General features: G+C 45.2%; 13 protein-coding genes. 4 read left to right on the forward strand and 9 right to left on the reverse strand.

Going from position 1 to position 21,128, the window contains the following annotated elements:
• Positions 1 to 8: 8 nt before the first annotated feature.
• Positions 9 to 905 carry a carbohydrate ABC transporter permease gene (locus tag MHB84_RS30170; RefSeq protein WP_076288862.1) on the reverse strand — a complete coding sequence of 299 codons (897 nt, stop codon included), beginning with the start codon at positions 903 to 905 and terminating at the stop codon, positions 9 to 11.
• A 40-nt stretch (positions 906 to 945) separates the two neighbouring features.
• Positions 946 to 1,869, reverse strand: a complete 924-nt coding sequence (locus tag MHB84_RS30175) for an ABC transporter permease (protein ID WP_076288345.1) — start codon at positions 1,867 to 1,869, stop codon at positions 946 to 948.
• Between the two features lie 335 nt (positions 1,870 to 2,204).
• Here MHB84_RS30175 and MHB84_RS30180 point away from each other — a divergent pair, with 335 nt between their 5' ends.
• Together MHB84_RS30180 and MHB84_RS30185 are read left to right on the forward strand one after the other, a co-directional pair.
• Entirely contained in the window at positions 2,205 to 3,956 is a 1,752-nt protein-coding gene (locus MHB84_RS30180; RefSeq protein WP_076288344.1) for a cache domain-containing sensor histidine kinase, read from the forward strand.
• On the forward strand, positions 3,937 to 5,547 hold the full coding sequence (locus tag MHB84_RS30185) for a response regulator (RefSeq protein ID WP_076288343.1): 1,611 nt from the start codon (positions 3,937 to 3,939) through the stop codon (positions 5,545 to 5,547). The genes MHB84_RS30180 and MHB84_RS30185 overlap by 20 nt, the downstream gene beginning before the upstream one ends.
• Before the next feature lie 73 nt (positions 5,548 to 5,620).
• On the opposite strand, the gene MHB84_RS30190 is transcribed toward MHB84_RS30185, so the two are convergent.
• The 6 genes from MHB84_RS30190 to MHB84_RS30215 all read right to left on the reverse strand — a co-directional run bounded on the left by MHB84_RS30190 (position 5,621) and on the right by MHB84_RS30215 (position 16,895).
• Complete coding sequence (locus tag MHB84_RS30190; RefSeq protein ID WP_076288342.1) at positions 5,621 to 7,264, reverse strand: extracellular solute-binding protein; 1,644 nt, start codon at positions 7,262 to 7,264, stop codon at positions 5,621 to 5,623.
• A gap of 119 nt (positions 7,265 to 7,383) precedes the next feature.
• Positions 7,384 to 9,042 (reverse strand): response regulator transcription factor, encoded by a 1,659-nt coding sequence (locus MHB84_RS30195; protein WP_076288341.1) that lies wholly within the window; start codon positions 9,040 to 9,042, stop codon positions 7,384 to 7,386.
• Positions 9,043 to 9,046: 4 nt separating this feature from the next.
• On the reverse strand, positions 9,047 to 10,798 hold the full coding sequence (locus tag MHB84_RS30200) for a histidine kinase (RefSeq protein WP_143764604.1): 1,752 nt from the start codon (positions 10,796 to 10,798) through the stop codon (positions 9,047 to 9,049).
• Positions 10,799 to 10,874: 76 nt separating this feature from the next.
• Positions 10,875 to 11,765: a carbohydrate ABC transporter permease gene (locus MHB84_RS30205; RefSeq protein ID WP_076288339.1), complete on the reverse strand. Its 891-nt coding sequence runs from the start codon at positions 11,763 to 11,765 to the stop codon at positions 10,875 to 10,877.
• 15 nt (positions 11,766 to 11,780) lie between these two features.
• Positions 11,781 to 12,686, reverse strand: coding sequence for an ABC transporter permease (locus MHB84_RS30210; RefSeq protein ID WP_064638694.1), 906 nt, complete (start codon positions 12,684 to 12,686; stop codon positions 11,781 to 11,783).
• Between the two features lie 357 nt (positions 12,687 to 13,043).
• A complete protein-coding gene (locus MHB84_RS30215; RefSeq protein ID WP_083678817.1) occupies positions 13,044 to 16,895 on the reverse strand; it encodes an alpha-L-arabinofuranosidase C-terminal domain-containing protein in 3,852 nt (1,283 codons plus the stop codon).
• A 388-nt stretch (positions 16,896 to 17,283) separates the two neighbouring features.
• Between MHB84_RS30215 and MHB84_RS30220 the strand changes: the two genes are divergently transcribed.
• On the forward strand, positions 17,284 to 19,698 hold the full coding sequence (locus MHB84_RS30220; protein ID WP_076288337.1) for a family 43 glycosylhydrolase: 2,415 nt from the start codon (positions 17,284 to 17,286) through the stop codon (positions 19,696 to 19,698).
• Positions 19,699 to 19,796: 98 nt separating this feature from the next.
• On the opposite strand, the gene MHB84_RS30225 is transcribed toward MHB84_RS30220, so the two are convergent.
• On the reverse strand, positions 19,797 to 20,351 hold the full coding sequence (locus MHB84_RS30225) for a helix-turn-helix domain-containing protein (protein ID WP_076288336.1): 555 nt from the start codon (positions 20,349 to 20,351) through the stop codon (positions 19,797 to 19,799).
• A gap of 133 nt (positions 20,352 to 20,484) precedes the next feature.
• On the opposite strand from MHB84_RS30225, the gene MHB84_RS30230 reads away from it, so the two are divergent.
• Positions 20,485 to 21,066 carry a LysE family transporter gene (locus MHB84_RS30230; protein WP_076288335.1) on the forward strand — a complete coding sequence of 194 codons (582 nt, stop codon included), beginning with the start codon at positions 20,485 to 20,487 and terminating at the stop codon, positions 21,064 to 21,066.
• Positions 21,067 to 21,128: the final 62 nt, after the last annotated feature.

Consider the following 21,128-nt stretch of genomic DNA (forward strand, 5'->3'; position numbering starts at 1 on the left):
CAACCTGCCTATTCCTTCACTGCGCCGATCATCACCCCCTGATTGAAGTATTTTTGGATGAATGGATACACACACATGATTGGCATTGTAGCGATAATAATAACGGAATACCTCATCAAATTGGCAAGACGCAGGGCAACTTGTGCTGCTTCTCCTGTACCCATGCCAGACTGCATCTGATTTGTGATGAGAATATTACGTAAAATGAGTTGCAGCGGATATAGATTCGGATCTTTCAGATAAATCAGGGCATTAAAATATGAATTCCAATACCCTACAGCAATCCATAGTCCAAGTACTGCGATGATTGCTTTGGACAGCGGCAATACGATTAGTACAAAATACCGCAGGTTACCACAGCCATCGATCTGGGCAGCTTCCCATAAATCTCCCGGAATACTGGTCTGGAAAAATGTCCGGGCGACAATCATGTCGAAAACAACTACAGAGAACGGAAGCACCATCACGAGGAACGTGTTATAGAGATGGAAGTCGCGGATCGTCAGGAAGGTTGGAATCAATCCCCCGCTGAAGAACATTGTAAAGATAAAGAACAGCGAGAAAAATTTGCGCCCAACCAGATCTTTTCTCGATAATGCATAAGCCGCCGAAATATTAACGACAAGCCCGAAGAGTGTTCCAACCACTGTATACAGAATGGTATTGCGATATCCGATCCAGATATTTTCGTGTCGGAGAAGTTCCCTATACCCTTCCAGAGTGAATCCTTTGGGGAACACCCACACCTGTCCGTTAGCCACAGATGAAGGATCACTGAACGAGGCGATGACAATAAAATAGATCGGATAAATGATAGCAATTAGAAAAAGAACAGCAAAGGCATACAATATGACTTCTGCAACCGTAACACGTGGTCGACGTTTGATACGGGGAGTTCTGGTCATTGCTGCCGGTTCCATAACGCTCATCTTGTTTGTCTCCCCCCTACCATAGACTGTTTTCACTGTATTTCTTGGACAACTGATTGACCAGAATAAGCAAAATGAAATTAATGACCGTGTTAAACAGGTTTATTGCTGAGGAGAAGCTGTATTGACTGCTCAGCAACCCGATTTTGTATACATAAGTGGACAGAATTTCACTTGAGAGAATGTTCAGGTCGTTCTGCATCAGATACACCTTCTCAAAACCTACGCCGAGTAATCCACCTACCCGCAGAATAAGCAGCGTTATGGCAGTCGGCAGCAGCATCGGAATATCAATATAACGAACCTTGTGCCATCGACTTGCCCCATCAACCGTGGCCGCTTCATAAAGGCTTGGGTCTACGGCAGACAGCGCGGCAATGTAGATAATGCTATCCCAACCGACATGCTGCCACACGTCAGACCATACATACACACTGCTGAACAGAGCTGATGAACCCATTAAGTCCGGTGCTTGTGCTCCAAACAGCTGATACATATTGCCAACAAGTCCTGTACTTGGCGAGAACAGGATTAGCATCAACCCGACCATAACTACCGTTGAGATAAAGTGAGGCATATAGGAGACTGTCTGAAAAAACCTCTTGAATCTCCCTGCTCTCATCTGGTTCACCAGTAATGCAAGCATAATTGGAATCGGAAAAGTAGCCAAGCTGTACAGACTGATCACAAGTGTGTTACGTATCGTATTGGTGAATTGATAGGATTTAAAGAATTTCTCAAAGTATTTGAATCCAGCCCAAGGGCTGTCTCCGATCCCAAGCGCCGGACTGTAGTCCTTAAAGGCGATTAATACGCCGTACATCGGCTTGTAGGCAAATAAAAGTGTCAACAGAACCGCTGGAAAAAGCAAAACGTAAAGACCCCAATTTCGCCTAATTCTCTCCAACGTTCTTCCAATATAAAGTGGATTGGTCCTCATGGTTCTTCCTTCCCTCCTGTAAATATACTGATGCTGCTCTCCCGTAGGACCTGTCATCTCTGGAATAGCTTCAGTATAAACTGCTTCACATTGGGTTTATCGGACCGCTAAGGACGTTATTCGGACTTCTATAGTTCCATCCATCAGCTTTACAAGTAACCAAGATGCTTACATGCAAAAATCATATCGTTATCCAGACTTTCGTGTGTGTAATTCGGACTTCTGAATCAAAAGATGCAATTCTTTATGTTTTTTTCAAATAAAGGTTTTATACTATTCCTGAGATATTAAAGCGTATTCATAACCAAGCAATCAAGAAAGTGGTGCATTGTTCCATGGCAAACCTGAACACCATCAAACCCTACCCCATCCGGCATTATATCCGCATGATGTTCGTCATTTCTTTTGTCGTGCTCATCTTGGATCTCGTAATCAGCATTGCGTCCATCTCCATGGTCAAACAGCAGTCCACCCAATACTTGCAGGATGCAGCTGATCTGTACATCAATCGCATTAATCACGATTTTGCGTACATTAATCATTTCATGGGGTGGACACTGGCCAATGACGAGAATCTCGACAACATGAATACATATGGCGTGAACAGTATTCCGTTCCTGAAGGCCAACGAGAAACTACATTTGCTCTTCGCCGAACTACAGCGAAACTACGGGCAGTCGTACAATTTCTTTTATTATTTGGAGAATAGTGAATATTTCCTTAACTGCGCACCAATAAGTATCTCCTATTCGGATTATTCAGAAGTGAAAAAACAAATCATTACGCTGACCCGTGATAAAGGTGTATATGAGAAGTTCTATTCCCATTGGACACCAATTCACGTGAACGGCACTTCTTATCTTATCAATATTGTGCCGTACTACAACCGTTATCTTGTTGCCTTGATATCCGCAGATGAACTGATCGCCCCTCTCCAGCAGATTAATCTGGGTGCCAATGGGTACGCCTCTCTAGTAGACGAAAATGGAGTGCAACTTTCCGGACCTGCCGGCGGGGATCACATACCAGAAGAGAGACATTCATTTCTCGATCTGTTCCAGTCTCATAATATTGTCAGCAGCGACTTCTCCAATGCGGCATTCAGCGTGCATATGGCCATCAAGTTTGGCGCATTCGAGAAAATCATGGTAGCTCAGCTGCTCATTATGCTGCTTTTTCTGATCATCACCTCCACGTTAAGTGCGATCATCATGTTTTTCAGGAGAAATCTGCTCGTTCCCATTCAGAGATTCTCCAAAAATCTGGCGCGTATTAACGAAGGAGATGAAGCGACAGACTTCAAGAGTAGCCGGATAATGGAACTGGAGCAGGTCAATGCACAGTTTAAAGAACTGGTAAGCCAGATTAAACGGTTCAAGATCGATCGCTACGAGCAAGAATTGGAGAAACAAAAAATACGATTGGATTATATGAAATTGCAGATTAAACCTCACTTTTTCCTGAATTGTCTGACGAGCATGTACAGTATGGCACAGATGCAGATGTACGAGGAAATTGAGAGTATGGCACTAGCTACCTCCCGTTATTTCCGATATATCTTTCAAAGTGGGGAGAATTTCGTTCTTCTGGAGAATGAGATTGAACATGTGAGAACGTTTCTGGACATCCAGAAGTCGCGTTACCGCGACGCTTTTTCCTATCGAATCGAACAGCCTGAGGTCATCACGGGCATCGCTGTGCCTCCACTTGTCATTCAGACATTCATCGAAAATGCGGTCAAATATGGGGTCTCTCGAGACCGGGAACTATGTATTACTTTATCCGTGACGGAACAACGACAGGAAAGTGGCGATCATGTACTCATCCAGATTTCGGATACAGGACCAGGCTTCAGCCCGGATGTTCTTGACGCTTTGGTGCGTGGAGAAGCGCTGGAACAAACTGGCGGCAACCGGATCGGCATTATGAATACCATCCAACGTTTGGAATTGTTATATCGAGATGAAGCAAATATTACGTTTGCAAACGACGCAAGTGGCGCTCGGATCACGCTTTCCTTGCCTAAAATGATACTGAATTCAGATACTCCGGGAGAGGTGACAAACCATGAATGCATTGCTGGTTGATGATGATTATTTTGTTGTCATGGCTTTGGAAAAGAAAATTGATTGGGAGGCATTGGGGATTCATAGAATATTCACAGCATACAATATTGCGCAGGCCAAGGAAGTGTTGCAAACTCATCCCGTACAGATTCTCATATGTGATATTGAGATGCCCCAGGGTAGCGGGCTGGAATTACTCGCATGGGTCCGGGAGGAATCGCATAATGTACAGACGATATTTCTGACCAACTATGCCGATTTCAACTATGCCCAGAAAGCAATCGAGCTGCAAAGCTTTGATTATTTTCTAAAACCAATCGAGTTTGACAAGTTAACTCTTATTATTCAAAAGGCAGTTGCTAAAGCCCGCGACCAGCAATTCATTGAGAAAGCCATTCATGAGGGTGAGCTGTGGCAGAAAAACCGAAGCAAACTGATTGAGGACAGCTGGCGCAGGCTAATCTCCGGTAAAGCTTTTCCTTCCAGCCCTGCCAACGTCTCTGCCTTTTTGACAGAACAAAATCTGCCTTATGAAACAACCGATCTGTTTCTCCCTATTCTGGTTAACCTGTTTCCGTACGATCATACGCTGGGCAAGACGGACAAGAACCTGTTCGATTACGCGTGTTTGAATGTAATGGTTGAGCGGTTCCAGAACACGTTGTTCTCCATTGAAGCCATTATCGAAATCAAGGATCATAACTGGATGATTATTCTAAAATGGAACGGGGCGCCGGATGCACAGCTGATCGAATCCATGTGCGGTTTGTTTATCCCCGAGGTTAATAATTACCTAAAGTCTGATGTTTGCTGTAGTATCGGATTCTCTATACCACTGGGTCAGATTCGTCATACCATCAATGAGTTGTTGCTTATGAATGAAGAGCGAATCAAACATCGCAACCAAACTTTTTTACTGGAAAACTATAATAGACCCGAGTTGAATTACACACCGCCTGATCTGGGATTGCTGGAGAAATTGTTAAATGAAAATCGCTTCCAGGCTTTTCTGGATGAAACGGGTCGTTATATGCATCAACTGGTCCGTGAAGGTGTGGTAGGTACCGCCGTTCTAAGTTTGTTGCGTCTTGATCTGGTGCAACTTGTGTATGCCCAATTGAAGAGTAAGGAGATCGAAGTGCACAAGCTATATATGGGCAAAACGAATGATCAATTGTTCATGCAATCTCTGCATTCTATTGAAGATATGCAATCCTATATTGCCTACCTGGTTAATACGGCTGCGGAATATCTGAATGTTGCCGAGCAGCCCAAGTCGGTTGTACATGAGATTACCCACTATATACGCACGCACTATGGAGAAGATTTAACGAGGAATAATCTGGGGGAGATGGTCTATCTGAATCCGGATTATCTGGCACGGCTGTTCAAGAAAGAGATGGGCATTTCACTGGGCCATTATGTCATCCATACCCGTCTTGTGGCGGCCCGGCATCTCCTGGAGACCACCGCACATTCGGTGCATACCATTGCTGGAAATGTGGGTTATACCAACTACTCTCACTTCACCAAACTATTTAAACAAGAGATGGGCTGCAGCCCCAATGAATATCGCAAGAAGCAGAAAGAAGGCTCTCATGAAACCGGATGACCTTTATAGCTTGTAATACAAAATGCCACCCTGCGAATCGTACGCAGAGTGGCATTTGCTGTTTTACTATGGCTTATTTATTCGCATTAATGACTTCATTCACTTCCTGAGTGATCTGGTCACCACCAAGTTTTTTCCAATTTGCAACAAAGTTATCGAACTCGTCAATAGACAGGTTGCCGTAGATGATTTTCAGGAACGTCTCAGCACGCAGTTTATCCAGGGTTGCCTGTTTCGTGTTCATGGTTCTCGTCGGGGCGTAGATAAATTCATTCATGACAATGAGGTCGTTATCCCGGTAATATTTAATGACACCCTGCGAGCTTTCCGGTCCAAAAATACGTTCCATATGCCACTTATCCAAATTCCCATTGCGGTAATCCATAATATCATCGTAGAACAGCTTCGCTTCAAGCTCTAATCCGGAGGTATCTCCCGTTTTGAGCGCCTGCTCGACTTCGTCCTGTGCCTTCACGTTTTTGTTGGCGGGCAGATTGGATACGGTCGCATTATGAAAACCAAGTCCGGTCAAGCCGTTCAAATACGCAGCACGCTCTTCCTTGGCTGACTCACCGAACATTTTCTCTGCCTGAAAATTCAGCAGTTTGATCAATGCTTCCGGGTGTTCGTATCCTTTACGTACGGCAAATATTCCACCCAAGCTTAAGTGATTCTGCGTTTTGGCAGGCTGATCATCGATAGATTGAACCGGATAAGGCAGCCAGTCTACGTTCTTATCCTTCTTAATCATACTGCTAACCTGAAATGGTGCCCATTGTGGCAGAAAGAACATGCCTGATTTGCCTGCATTCACATCTTCCATCATCTTCGTAAAATCCTTAACACCAAACTCAGGGTCGAGTACACCATTCGAATACAGATTTTGCAGTTCGCGTAATCCTTCCTTTACCTCAGGCTGAATGGTTCCATTCACAACCTGACCCGAAGCATCCTTGATCCAAGTTTCGAGATAACCATGATAACCAAGCAGGAACGCATTAATTGGCAAATCCTTGTTGAGTGCAATACCATACGTGTCATCTTTGCCGTTACCGTCCGGATCTTCGAAGGTGAAGGCTTCCGCAATCTTGATAACGTCCTGCATTGATTTTGGCGCTTCAAGCCCGACCTTTTTCAACCAATCCTGGCGAATCCAGATCATATCCGAGGAATCCAGCGAGCCTGGGAAACTGACCATTGCGTATATTTTCCCTTCCTTGGTTACTGGCTTCAAACCTGCTCCATCCTCAGCAGACATAAATTCCTTAACCAGATCGGATGCGTACTTATCATAGACCTCAGTCAAATCTTCCAGCATCCCCGCTTCATGCAGCTGCTCAAACTGCACAGCACTTACTTTCAATACATCTGGCAAATCGCCACTCGCCAGGGTGACGTTCATTTTGTCGTTATAATTGGCATCCGGGACAATCCAGTCATAGGTGACATCGATTCCCAGCTCGTCCTTGTATCCTCTGGTCCAAATGTTATTAGCGTGTGTATCGCCTTCAGCAAGCGATTCTTTCCCGGTTTCATTCATGGTTGATGTTAATTTAATGGGTGGATCATATTTCGTAAGCGGACCTCCAGCTTCCTGCTGTGTGCTCGGTTGGGCTTCATTCTCAGCATTACTCGTACCCGATGAACAGGCTGCAAGCGTGGTTGCCAGAACCATGGTTAACGTTAACAATGAGAATTTCTTTAATGACATGTTCATGCGAATCCCCCTTTTTATTCCTCCCGTGAGGTATAATTTTATTTTAGTAAGAAAGCGCTATCACTACGAGTGTACCCCGTTGACATCTGGTATCTTTGATTTACCATTTCAGACTTGATCTAACTTTTTTGATCCCGATATTCCTGTGGCGTGCAGCCGGTGGCCTTTTTGAAGAAACGATAAAAATAGTGCTGATCACTAAATCCGACCTTGGCGGATATTTCATGCATTTTGCAGGCAGAGCCGAGAAGTAATTCCTTGCTGCGCTCGATGCGCCGGTCATGGATATAGTCGGATATACCTTTGCCAGTAATACGTTTGTACCAACGGGACAGATATGAAGGATTGAGGGAAACCTCCTGTGCAATACGGGTTAGCGATAGGTCATCCTCCAGATGATGCTTGATATAATGATGAATGGTAATGAGAATCTGCGACTGATCATGGATACGTGTAACACTTCTTTTGGAGATGATCCATTCATATGCCGATTGATAAAAAACGACCAGATCGGACCACGGCGTATGGATGTCAAAATAAAGCATACGAGATAACGCAATTTCCTCCATTGCTGATTCGTACAAGCCCAGTTCATGAAGAAGCTCAATCAGTGCATTACCTGCGCCTGAATAGATCTTCATTCGAAAGAATGGGTCCTGAAGTCCTTCTTTTGAAGCCTCTGTCCATTTGTGAAACGACTCTATCCACTCCCGATCTCCTGCTGTAACGTGCTGCCTGATCTGATCCAGATGAAGAGTCGCAACACTCTGCTGATTCAATATATTGGGGGTGTATGGCGAATCATGCTGCACCTTGACCCGAAGAAGCTTCTCCATCCCAAGTCCAGGGCCCTCATGGATCGACAGACGCAGCTGTGCAATCGCCTGACTTAGCTCCACCCACTCCACCGCAAGTTCGCTCACCATAATGGAGACGGACAGATTCAGACAATCCACACAGGATTGCTGCACAGACTCCAGCGTTCCATAGACGAAACGAAGTGTTTGTTCCCACTTCTCCTGCTGTCCTGTATGGAAGCTCGATGGCTCCGCCTTGGGCTGAACAAAGCAGGCGATCACCTGATAATCCAGATCAATAGCTTTGACCTTGGCCTTATCCTGGAGCAGCTCCTCCGCAACGTTTGCAACAGCATAGCGAATTAAACTCCGGTCCGCCTGGGATTGATAGTTGTTCCACTCCTCAACCCGTATGATGACCGGGATTACCGGCTCATTGGACATAAAAGGTAACTGGACTGCATCCAATTCTTCCTGAAGCGCGGCGATATCATTTCTTTCTGTTCGTTTTAGGAGATCCAGCAGCAACTGTCTTTGCAGCTGCGGCAGCGCTCTGGGAAGCTTGCTGCGAAACCAGGCATGCTGGTAACGAAAATCATTTTCCTCCGAAATTTGTGTTAACGCCCGCTCTACCGCTGCACGAATATGACTCATGCCCTCTGTCTTTAACAGGTAATCCACAACACAAGGGTTACGTATCGCTTGATGTGCATAATCGAATTCGTTATGACCTGTCAGCAATAGCACTTTACATCGTGGCCAACGATCCATAATCTTCTCGATCAGCTCCATGCCATCCATGCCAGGCATGCAGATGTCGCTGAGTACGATATCAATTTTGACAGAATTCAACCACTCGATTGCTTCAAAGGCAGAGTATGCCTTAATGATCTCCATATCCTGAAAATCCGCTTTTTGAAAGAAAGCATAAAGACCATCCAAAATAACCGGTTCATCATCTACAATTAACATCCGCTGCATACGATTACTCCCGTCTCCATGGAATATTTAAAATCATGCATAAACCACCCAACTCACTGCGCTGAGCACAAAGGCCATTGCCCGCCCCGAATTTGATCCGTAAACGTTGATTCACATTCATTAGTCCCGTAATCTCTTCATTCCCATGTCTCTGATTCGCAGATTCTTGAAAGGATTCTTGCAGGCTGCTCAAGACTTCATCCGTTAATTGATCACCATCATCCTCTATCCGAATGGACAATTTGTCGTGTGCGACTTGATAGGATAATTTCAGAATCCCGCCTTGACTGCGTTTGGCAAGGGCGTGTTCGAAGACATTCTCGACAATTGGCTGAATAATGACTCTGGGAATGGCGATGTCTCGATACTCTCTACTTAGGTCCTCCAGCTGCAGTTGAACTCTTGAGCCAAATCGAATTTTTTGAATAGAAGCATAGACCAAGGCATGGTCCACCTCTTCACCGAGCGATACCTCGGAATGAGAATCCCTGGACATATACCTGAAATATTGACCCAAATAGTCAGTGAATTCCTGAATTAATTCAACATTCTCGACCTCGGCCATTTGTTTGATGCTGAACAGACTGTTGTATAGAAAATGAGGCTGAATCTGGGACTGCAAATGTTTGAGTTCTGCCTCACTGGTTCGAATCCGGGCAACATAATTTTCATCAATCAAAATATGTAAGCGCTCTATCATGTGGTTGAAGCGAGAGTATAAATAACCGAATTCATCGCGTCTGGATTGCGGAATATGAATGCTTGTCTGACCTTGCTCCGCCATTCTGAACCCGCGAATGAGCACAGATAACGGCTTGTGAATTGACCTGTAGATCGAAAAGGAGAAGATCATAATGATAACAATTGAAATAAGCGTCAACGTCCACAGCCATAGGTTGTATTGTTCCAGGGGAGCTTGGAGCACATCATTAGGGATACTGGCTGTCAGCGTGAAAGAGTGATCGGGATCATATAGCGAATAATACAGATATGGATCGGATTGAAATCTCGTCACTTGCATGGATTCTGGTGAATCCGGTGATACCTGTTGCAATTGTACGGCCGATACAGGTTCGTCCGAAGAAGAAATGAGCACATGGTGCTGCTCACCGAGGCTCAGTGTAATATCACTGCCTCCTGTTTCCGCTAGCTGCTGCAATCTGTGCTTCAGTTCTTCCGCAGACAAGCGGATGCCTAATATAAAATTGGGCGGTTCCTCATGATTCATGTTATACGGATTGCTTTTGAGAAAATAAAGATTGTTGTCTGAATAAGACAACTCACCATTCAGATTTCCCATAGTTGCCAGCAGATCCTTCCATTCTGTATCCTCCACATTGCGAATTCCGTCCACCGCGCTGACCCGTTTATGCAGAGCCGGAACGTAATATACAACATCACTGATATAGGGACTTGTCACCATGATCTGCCCCAGCTTGTTGTGGATATCATTGAGACTGGAAGTCACCTCATATCTGCTCATAATCGCAGCTCGTGTACTAAGGGTGGACATCGTATCATCGAACGAAAATTCGGTAACAAGTCCACTCATTCGCTCCAGTTCAAATTGCAGATGATTGTGGTAAAAATAAAGCTTTGATTCATGCGCCTTCTCCACTTCCGTCTGCATTTGCTTGGAGCTGGTATGCGTGATCATAATACTGATCCCATATAAGGGCAGAATGACGAGCACAAAGGCAATCATCAGTTTGACGACGATAGATGCATTTTTCCAGCTCCCCACTGCGAATCTCATTTCCCCTTCACTCCTCTCCTCAACGGCAAAAAGGAGCCGGAAATCGGCTCCTCCCATTGGTTTTCCTCCATCGATCTTATCCCTTTACACTACCGACAACAAGTCCATGAACGAAATACCTTTGCAGGAACGGATACACGAGCAAAATGGGGATAACAGACAAAAAGATTTGGGATGCCTGGGTCGTTCTATCCGACACCTGACTTAACAGAGTTGCATCCTCCAGGGTCATCATTTCACTCTGAATCATCGTCACTTGCTGAAGCATCGATTGCAGATACGTGGCTAGTGGATAACCTTCCGGACTCTTCATATAGATCATGCCGTCAAACCAGGCGTTCCAGTGTCCCACCATGGCAAACAGTGTGATGGTTGCGATACTGGGCAATGAAATAGGAAGGTAAATGCTCCATAGTGTGCGGAAATGACCTGCGCCATCCATCCAAGCCGCCTCTTCCAACTCCTTCGGCAAACCCCTGAAGAAATTCAGCATAAGCAATACATTAAAGATCGGAACCGCTCCCGGTAATATCAGGGCCCAGATCGAATCCAAAAGACCTGCTTCCTTGACGATCAGATAACCCGGGATTAATCCTCCACTGAACAGCATGGTAAAGACAAAAATCCACGCATAAAACGTTCTTGAACGAAACTTCGCTGCCTCTTTGGAGAGCGGATAGGCTACAAGAATCGTGAAAATCAAATTTGTCGCAACTCCGAGAACAACACGGAGAAGACTTGTACCGAATGAATTTAGAAACTGCTGATTTTCGAGAATGTATTTATACGAAGACAAGGTGAAGTCCACCGGCCAGAATGTGACACTCCCTGCCTTGACTGCATCACTCGAACTAAACGAAATTGCCAGAATATTCACAATGGGAAACAGACACAGCAAGGCAAGAAGGGTCAGGATGACATAATTCATTCCCAGAAACCAACGATAGGCTCTCGAAGCGTGATGCATGTTCTTGCCTCCTTTCTAGAAAATCCGATAATTGGCTAATCGATAGGCGAGAAAATAACCAAGCCCGATAAAGATAAACGAAACGACTGACTTAATGAGACCCAATGCGGTTGATACCGAATATTGCGCATCCTGCAGACCGATCCGATAGATCATCGTATCCAGAATGTCTCCGGATTCATAGACCAGCGGATTGTAAAGGTTGAACACTTGGTCAAATCCACCGTTAAGCACGTTACCCAGACTCAGTGTAACCATCAGAATCACGATGGGACGAATGCCAGGAAGCGTAATATGCCAGGTCTGCTTCCATCTTCCTGCTCCATCCATTACAGATGCTTCGTACAGGGATTTATCAATGTTTGTCAGTGCGGCCAAATATATAATCGTGCCAAATCCGAATTCTTTCCATTGGTCCGTAATGACGAGTATGTAAGGAAACCATTCGTTACTGGCCAGGAATTGAACAGGTTCAACCCCTATCGCCTTAAGCAGCATATTTACAATTCCTGTGCTAGGGGACAATACGTCTACAATGATACCGGCCAATATAACCCAGGAAAAGAAATGCGGCATATAGATGACCGTCTGAATTGTTCGTTTAAAACCTGTTTTGCGCACCTCATTCAGCAGCAAGGCCACAAGTACGGGAATGACCAAACCGGACACAATTTTCATCGCGGAAATAAATACCGTATTCCATACGACCTGACCGAACCCCGGCAGATCGAATAGATACCTGAAATTGTCCAGGCCGACCCAGTTCATATTTTTGAATCCGGCAATGGGAGAGAAATTCTGAAAGGCAATGGAGAGTCCCGCCATCGGAATGTAACCGAATACAATAATAATGATCAATCCAGGCAATATCATGAGATGAAGCGGAACGTTTCGTATAAATTGTCTGTAGTTGGAACGCATGAGCTGTCTCCTCCTTCAAATTCATTATAGAATCCGTCAGGAATCGGCAATAGTGTAGGCTATTTACTTTAGGTATCTTTTGTTGACTCTCTTCCCGGAACACCAAAAAACCGCGAGTATCGCGGTTCTAAGGCTGCATCAGGTTATTATAGAGATATTAACTATATAATTTGTACTAGACATTTACACGATAACGGAGAGGTCAGAAGGAATCTGGAGAAGTGAAGCGTTCGCCTTTATCACCGGATTTCCCCTTTTAAATAAGGGATTCAAAAAAATCTGGGGATAACAGCGATCGGAAGATGGTTCTGACCATGTAGTGACTTTGTGTGAAAATTATTGGTTCAACTTATATTATTATTTTTGGATATCCATAACCAGCACATTGACCGAATGAGCAGGAAGCTGCAAAACAACCGAATCCTCCTGCAGATGTATCACTTGTTCTTGTGGAACAATTTTCTCATCATTCTTCTGGTTCACATTAGGCACATGTAGCAAGGCTTCATCTCCACCAAGTGTTATCCATTTCGCAACAGAGGTAACGTTCAGATCTTGAAGGTGAATTTGGGTTGCTTTATCCACCCCATCTGCGTTCACCAGTTTCACATACACATGCTGCTCGTCTCTCGTAACGGAATGGAATACATCCCGGTTGTATGCTTCCAGCTTGTAATCCAGAATTCTGCTGGTCGTGTGACCATCGGTATACGAGCAGATCAGATTCTTCCCTGTTTCACCACCATAATTGACCGTAATCGTATAATTCGTATCGTTCTCCAGCGGTTCATAGTTGGCTGCCCGGAGATTTCCCGCCGCGGAACTGGAAGAATAATCGCCCAGAGTGTAGCCTTCTACCCCTTGTTTGTATACTTTGACTCCCGTTGCATTGCCGCCATATCCGATTGCGTATTCGATGACATCCTTTTTCTCAGGTGAACTATCCGTCAATCCCACACCGATGGTGAAGCCATCCTCACCCGCTATGCGCTGAGCCTCGACTTCCACTTTATAATTCGACCATTCATCGTTCAGAAGATACAACCCATTCAGGCCGCTTGCCTGGGCTTTCAAAATCAGTCCTTTACCCGTCTCCAACGTGTACCCTACCGATCCCGGAATCCAATTCCACGACTCATTCAGAGCTGACCGCTCCCTGAAATCTTCTGTAAACAGCACGCTGCCATCCTGGTTCGATGTGACCGTAATCCGTTTCACCACAATGTCGGCATTGTCTGTCGCAATCTCGATACCGCCTCGTGGAATGAGTTCCATCGGTTGACCCTTGCTGTACGTTGAAAATGAAGTCCCCAGCACCTGCTCTCCCACATACTTGGCAAAAAGCTGCTGCACATAATAATTCGGTGTATACCACACCGTTTCATCATCAAACCAGATGCAGTCCGGCGTCCAGCGATAGGTGCCGTCCGTCAGTACTTTATTGAACAATGGCGCATAGGCAGCCAGGCGAACAACGTCCGCATTATTTTCAAAACCGGTCATGACTGCAGCTTCTGCGATCGCACCTGCCAGTGTATTTTTGTCCGTGGATGCATATTCTCCCACAAATACCTTGGATGTCTCTGTCCAATTCATACTGCCATCTTCATGATAAGCCCGCTCATAATAGTTGTACCGATCCACGTTGTTCAGCAAATAGTCATTGGAGCGATAGTAGTGCTCATCCGCAATGGTATCCATATAGTTGTCCTGATTCTCATACCAAGTGACCGTCTCCTCGATGACCTCTTTGCCATCTGCAAAAGCCACCTGAGCTGATCCGGTCAGATTGCCGCTCAGGAATTTCCAGCCCTGCTGGTACGCATCATCGTCTGCCTGGGCCCCAACTGTCGAAATGATATGAAGCTCATGATCAGGATAATTACGTTTCATATACTCATCAATTGACGTCTTGAATACTTCAAAGTTGGCAAAAAATTCGGTTCCCCAGTTCTCATTACCTACGCCAAGATAACGCAGATCGAATGGTTCAGGATGTCCCATGCTGCTTCGAACGGCAGCCCATTCGTTATGTTCAATATCCGTGCTGAGCGCGAAATCGATCAGGTCTGTAAAGTTTTGGATATAGTAATCCCTCAAAGCGCCACCCGCCGGATGTGCATAATCCGATCGAGCCTGGCACAGAACACCACAGGCCATAACCGGAACCGGAGCAGCATTCAAATCTTCTGCCAGTTGGAAATACTCCATATAACCTAGACCCATCGTCATCATGTAACCCCAGACGTTATAGTTCTCTTTGCGAAGCTCCACCGCTCCCACCGAATCCTTCCAGTCATACACATTGTCCCAAATGAACGAACCTTCGGAAATGCATCCCCCCGGAAAACGCAGAAACTTCGGATGCAGATCGACGAGGGCCTGAACCAGATCTTTCCTAAGCCGATAGTTCGGATTACCCGTGTAGTTGGTATGTGCTGAAACGGATACTCCCTGCTCTTTCGAATCGGCTCCCCATACATCCTGCGGAATCAACGACACCATGTCTATGGAAATGTCTCCTTCAAAGGTAAGTGCCAATTGTCCTAGCGCGGTCTCCGTTCCGGTCAAGGCCACGTTGGAATTGGTGATGTTGGGAGAATTGGGTTGAGTCAACACATGGTTGCCACTTGCATGACCGCTGAATTCGGCATTAGCCACAAGGACACGGGTATCGGAATAGGCGATCCCGTACTTCTTCCATGTGTTACCACCTTCAACTTGCAGGGTAACAGAATCGCTGATGGCATCACCGTTCCCGTCCTGCAATTGAACCGTAATCGTTCCTGCGGATACAGCCTTGGCCCAGACGGTAAAATCATATGCCTCTCCTTTCTTGATGGACATGGCACAATGCTGATTGGAATCCGAGAATCCGCGATTTCGAATGGTCGCACCCGTCTGAACCGTTACATAATAAGCGTTCACTTCCGGGTCTGCCACGTTAAGATGAGTATTTATTCCATCGGTATGCTGTACGATCATTTTCTCGGTATCCCCGGACCAGGCAAACAAAGGATCACGGTTCCTACCTGTTGAACAACCACATTCACCAGAGTCATGCGAGTACGTATCGAATGCAAAGGATTCGAACGAACGGTTCTGAACTAACTCCGCATAGATTCCCCCATCTGCTGCATTGTTGATATCTTCGTAGAATAGGCCATACATCACTTCACTAATATCCGCCACCTGCTGATCCCCGTGTATTGTCACGGTATAAGGCGGGAGATGCTCTGGCACAACGGACACATCAAAACTTTTGTTCAGCGTAATTCCACCCTTGGTCAAAAGTGCGTTCAAACGAATCTCCTGTGCCGAGCTAAGAGGTTGAACTTCTCCATTCGCTGACAGAACTTCAGGCTGACTTGAATTCCATTGCACGTTTACCTTGCCCCCCAGTAAATCTACAGGCAATGACACATCTTTGGTAATAATCCGGGCTGGAGCAGATAAATATTTATCTCCTGCCAGCTGCACAATCTCTTCATCCGTCAGGGACTCGCACATAACTTCGATCACTTCATCCATGGACAGAGCGGCCTGATAAATCCGAAAATCGGACAGTGAGCCTGCAAAATCTACATCTGACGCGTACTGTGAACGTCCAATATAATTGCGGCTATAATTCGCAGGGTCCACGAAGGAATCAAACCATTTGCGCAGCTTGGCATAATTGCCACTGGATGTCTGACTGATGGAACCGTCTGCCACCTTCTCACCATTCACATATACAACCGGACCCGCACTGCTGCGTGTGCCGCCCTGACTGCCTGCCACCGATAAAGCAATATGCATCCATTCCCCGCTGGCAAATCCGCGTCCCGGGTCTACAACCAGATCATCGCCTGCGTATAACGTGCCTCGCATCTGACGAGTCAGAAATAAATAGGGACCCTTCTCGCCTTTACCGAAGTCGAAAATCCGCTCCCACACGTTCGATCCTTTGCCCAAATGGACCCATGCTGCAACAGTCACTCCGGTGTTGTCGCTTACATTTTGCAGTAAATTTGACGGCAGCTCCAAATACGATGTTCCGTTCGATCCACCGGTAATAGTCACCGCCCATTTGCCATTCACTTCAGAAATGTTGGGTAATTTCTCTCCTGCGGCAGCTCCAACGTGCCCGTTTCCTGAACTATCCTTGCCAATGTCGGCTGCATCTTCAAACTTATAGTGTGCGATTAGTTGATTATGAAATGTAGTCATGTTCATTCCTCCTATGCAGGTTAAATTATCGTAGATGAACTTTCTTTAATTCGTATAAATATAAATTGATTGATAAATATATAAACACATAATCTAATCGTATAGTATCTTATTTCGAGTAAATATTTCAATCCCAAAATTACAAACAATCTGTTACATCATAGGAATTCTTACGAATACATAGATCTTTTGCCTATCTCTCTCTCCATCATCAAGTCACACTAACCCTGATATTTATAGTTTACAAATATATAAATTGATTGATAATATAACAAATGAAAGCGCTTGATCATTCGTGGTAATCAAAAGGAGGGCTGTCCAACCAGTTAACGTTTGCGGCAATAAATAGGGCTATTTTTCATTTCAGGTATTGGGAAAGGGGAAACGTATGAAACGTTATTGGGTAAGCGTACTTCATATTTCTTTACTGAGCTCTGCATTACTTACGACAACAGCTTTGGCTCCCGTCTCCGTATTGGCGGACAGTCCGGGGACGGTGAGTTCCAAATCGCAAGTTTCCACATCCATTGAAAATACGGTTCCAGCATTCAGGAATGTTTCCGTTCATGACCCTTCCGTTATCAAGGTGGGGGATACCTTTTATATTTTTGGTTCACATCTTCAAGTAGCAAAGTCCAAAGATTTGATGAATTGGGATTCGGTCGCCTCCGGGGTTACAGATGACAACCCTGTTGTGCCTAATGTAACCAAGGAATTCGCTGAAGCCCTGCAATGGGCGCAGACCGATACGTTATGGGCAGCAGATGTCATTCAGTTGGCGGATGGAAAATTTTATATGTACTACAATGCGTGCAAAGGGGACTCTCCCCGCTCTGCGTTAGGCGTTGCTGTTGCAGACAACATTGAGGGGCCTTATAAGGATCAGGGTATTCTGCTCAAATCCGGCATGTGGGATGAGATCAGTGAGGATGGCACCATATACGATGCAACCATACATCCAAATGTGGTCGACCCTGATGTATTTTTCGATAAAAACGGCAAGCTCTGGATGGTGTACGGTTCCTATTCCGGGGGGATTTTCATTCTGGAGATGGATGAAACGACGGGAAAACCTCTCCCTAATCAGGGGTATGGCAAAAAACTGACCGGAGGCAATCATAGCCGAATTGAAGCACCTTATATGCTCTATAGTCCCGAAACCGACTATTATTATCTGTATCTGTCCTATGGCGGATTGGGTGCTGACGGGGGATATAACATTCGGGTAGCTCGCTCCAAAACACCTGACGGTCCTTTCCTCGATGCTGAAGGAAACGATATGATTAACGTCAAGGCGGACAAGGACAAACCCTTGTTTGATGACCGCTCGATCGAGCCTTTTGGCGTCAAATTACTGGGAAACTTCCTGTTTCAAAGACAGATCGGTGACCCAGGCACAGGTCAAGGTATCGGCTATGTATCACCAGGACATAACTCCGCTTATGTTGACGCTGAAACGGGAAAACAATTTCTGATCTTCCATTCCCGCTTTCCAGGACGCGGCGAAGAGCATGAAGTCCGCGTACATGAGATGCATATGAACTCGGAAGGATGGCCTGTCGTTTCTCCTTACCGCTATGCGGCATTGGAAGAAAACACTGCCCAACTGACAACCCAGGAGATTGCTGGTCAATACAAATGGGTGAATCACGGGAAGGAAATTACGGCCGAGATCAAATCTTCACAGACCGTTCAGTTCACACCAGATGGGCAGATTAGTGGTGCGGTGACGGGAACATGGAGTCTTGAAGCAGACAATCAGGTGCAAATCACATCGAATAATGTTGTGTATAAAGGTGTCTTCACGCATGAATGGGAGCCAGATTCCCAAAAGACGGTTCTGACCTTTAGCGCTCTCTCCTCCTCTGGCGTGGCAATCTGGGGAAGTCAGATGACTGCAATGAAGGATCAGGATATTGTCAATGCGGTGAAAAAGGATCTGAGTATCGGCGACACAGGGAACGTATTCTTCAACCTGTCCCTCCCGACCAAGGGAACACGTGATGCAGAGATTACGTGGAAATCTTCCAACACCTCTGCGCTGTCCGCTACCGGTGTAGTGAATCGTCCTCGCACGGGTAAGGGAGATGTCAAGGTGGCATTAACGGCAACGATTCGAAAAGGTAGTGCGGTAAGCTCCAAAACGTTTAACGTTATCATTCCACAGCAAGCGGTAAGTCCACTGCTTGGAGAATATACTTTTGAACAAAAGAAACTTGCAAAAATCGCACAGGATTTCAGCAAAAATGAATACCATGGCCAAGCCTTTAATGTGGCGACTTCTGTGGTTAGCAGCAAGAATCAGGCTGCAGCTTTTAACGGAACCGACAGCTATATCCAGCTGCCCGGAATCATTACCGATACGACGGATTTCACCTTTAGTGCATGGGTCAACTGGAGTGGCGGCGGAGCCTGGCAGCGAATTTTCGACTTTGGAAATGGCCTGACTAGACATATGTTCCTTACTCCCGCCCAGCATACCGGAGCTCTGCAATTCACCATTCATGATCAGGGACGAGATCAGAGCCTGATTGCTGCTGAACCGCTGCCCTCCAATCAATGGGTGCATGTCGCTGTTACCCTTCAAGGAGATACCGGCACTATGTATGTGAATGGAAAAGTCGTAGCAAGCAGCACGGAAATCACGTTTAACCCGAAAGATCTGCAAGTAACTGAAGCTTATTTGGGCAAAAGCCGCTATACAGCCGATCCCTTCTATAAAGGCTCAATGGATAACGTAAAAGTATATGAGAAAGCGTTAACCTCCAACGAAATTCTGCGTCAGGCAAAAGAAAAGCCTTAATTTATTCAAAGCCTTACGCATGGAATTGATTTGAAATAACAAAAACGCCAATCTATCGGTCGAATTCACAGACTGTTGTATTGGCGTTTTATTTCATTTCACTTTGAATAATGAATGACCATGCTTAATTTATTCGCAGAGGCTCCCGAATTTTTATAGCCATGAGCCTTATCCGCGCGAAAACGAATCGACTCCCCTTGTTTTACCGTATAATCCTCCTCCCCAACCCGAATCGTTACTTCTCCTTCAAAAACCGTAATAAATTCCTCTGCCCCTTCGATATGCGGTTCAGCATTCAAAGAAGACTCTTCATCCATTTCCATCATGTACATTTCAAAACGCCGCCCCTCTTCGAAGGTAAAATGCGGATAAATGCGAATCTTCCCCTCATCCTCCATCAATGCTTGAATATCACTGCCCGTTACAACTGTAGTATCCGACTTCGGCTCGTGAATCAAGGCGGTAAAAGAAATTTTCAGGCCGTTTGCAATTTTCCAGACTGTCGCAATTGTAGGGTTGGATTCACCCCGTTCAATCTGACCCAGCATCGTCTTGCTGATTCCAGACATCTCGGCAACCTTGTCCAGACTAAGTTTTCTTTGTTCCCTGAGCTGCTTCAAATTCTGTGCCAGAACAACATTAATGTTTTTCAATATTCAGTCACCTCTGTATAAAAGATTATATTGTGCTATATAGCGTACATATTGTACAATCATAAAGAACGTACGTTATAGCGTACATTTCATTTAAATATAACATACAAGAAGAATCAAATGTGGAGGACTTATGAATATCTTACCGTTACTGACTTACGCAATTGTGGCTTCATTCACACCGGGCCCCAATAACATCATCGCCATGACGCATGCAAGAAACGAAGGATTCAAAAAAATTCTTCCGTTTATTGCCGGCGTAGCAGCTGGCTGCCTGCTTATTATGTTTCTGTCCAGTTATTTCAACCTTATTCTGCATCAATACATCCCTAGGATCAAACCGGTCCTGAACATATTGGGGTGTGTATACATGATTTATTTGGCGATCAAAATTATGCGAAGTAAACCTGCAAATGCCAAAGATCCCAAGGTCAATCGATTTACGTTTCTCTTTGGCTTCACCCTGCAATTCATCAACCCCAAAGTCATTCTGTATGGTCTTACGGCTATCTCGGTATTTGTTATGCCTCTCGGAGACTCTCATGTTCATATGATCGTATTTTCGTTACTTCTAACCATCATTGGCATTAGTGCCAATATGACTTGGGGGTTATGCGGTATGTTATTTCAGAGCTTTTTATTGAAATATGAGCGTCCTTTTAATATTCTAATGGGTGTTTTGCTCATCTATAGCGCCCTATCGATTTTAAAATAAATGCAAGAGAAAAAGCGTCCTCCCATCTAATGAGTTGGACGCTTTTATATTTATTTCAAATT

This window comes from Paenibacillus sp. FSL F4-0087, assembly GCF_038020215.1.
Taxonomy (GTDB): Bacteria; Bacillota; Bacilli; order Paenibacillales; family Paenibacillaceae; genus Paenibacillus; species Paenibacillus taichungensis.

Bases quoted from the DNA above. Each gene is read 5' to 3' on its own strand.
- MHB84_RS30170 (WP_076288862.1), bottom strand. From the start codon at position 905: ATGACCAGAACTCCCCGTATCAAACGTCGACCACGTGTTACGGTTGCA.
- MHB84_RS30175 (WP_076288345.1), bottom strand. From the start codon at position 1,869: ATGAGGACCAATCCACTTTATATTGGAAGAACGTTGGAGAGAATTAGG.
- MHB84_RS30180 (WP_076288344.1), top strand. From the start codon at position 2,205: ATGGCAAACCTGAACACCATCAAACCCTACCCCATCCGGCATTATATC.
- MHB84_RS30185 (WP_076288343.1), top strand. From the start codon at position 3,937: ATGAATGCATTGCTGGTTGATGATGATTATTTTGTTGTCATGGCTTTG.
- MHB84_RS30190 (WP_076288342.1), bottom strand. From the start codon at position 7,264: ATGAACATGTCATTAAAGAAATTCTCATTGTTAACGTTAACCATGGTT.
- MHB84_RS30195 (WP_076288341.1), bottom strand. From the start codon at position 9,042: ATGCAGCGGATGTTAATTGTAGATGATGAACCGGTTATTTTGGATGGT.
- MHB84_RS30200 (WP_143764604.1), bottom strand. From the start codon at position 10,798: ATGAGATTCGCAGTGGGGAGCTGGAAAAATGCATCTATCGTCGTCAAA.
- MHB84_RS30205 (WP_076288339.1), bottom strand. From the start codon at position 11,765: ATGCATCACGCTTCGAGAGCCTATCGTTGGTTTCTGGGAATGAATTAT.
- MHB84_RS30210 (WP_064638694.1), bottom strand. From the start codon at position 12,686: ATGCGTTCCAACTACAGACAATTTATACGAAACGTTCCGCTTCATCTC.
- MHB84_RS30215 (WP_083678817.1), bottom strand. From the start codon at position 16,895: ATGACTACATTTCATAATCAACTAATCGCACACTATAAGTTTGAAGAT.
- MHB84_RS30220 (WP_076288337.1), top strand. From the start codon at position 17,284: ATGAAACGTTATTGGGTAAGCGTACTTCATATTTCTTTACTGAGCTCT.
- MHB84_RS30230 (WP_076288335.1), top strand. From the start codon at position 20,485: ATGAATATCTTACCGTTACTGACTTACGCAATTGTGGCTTCATTCACA.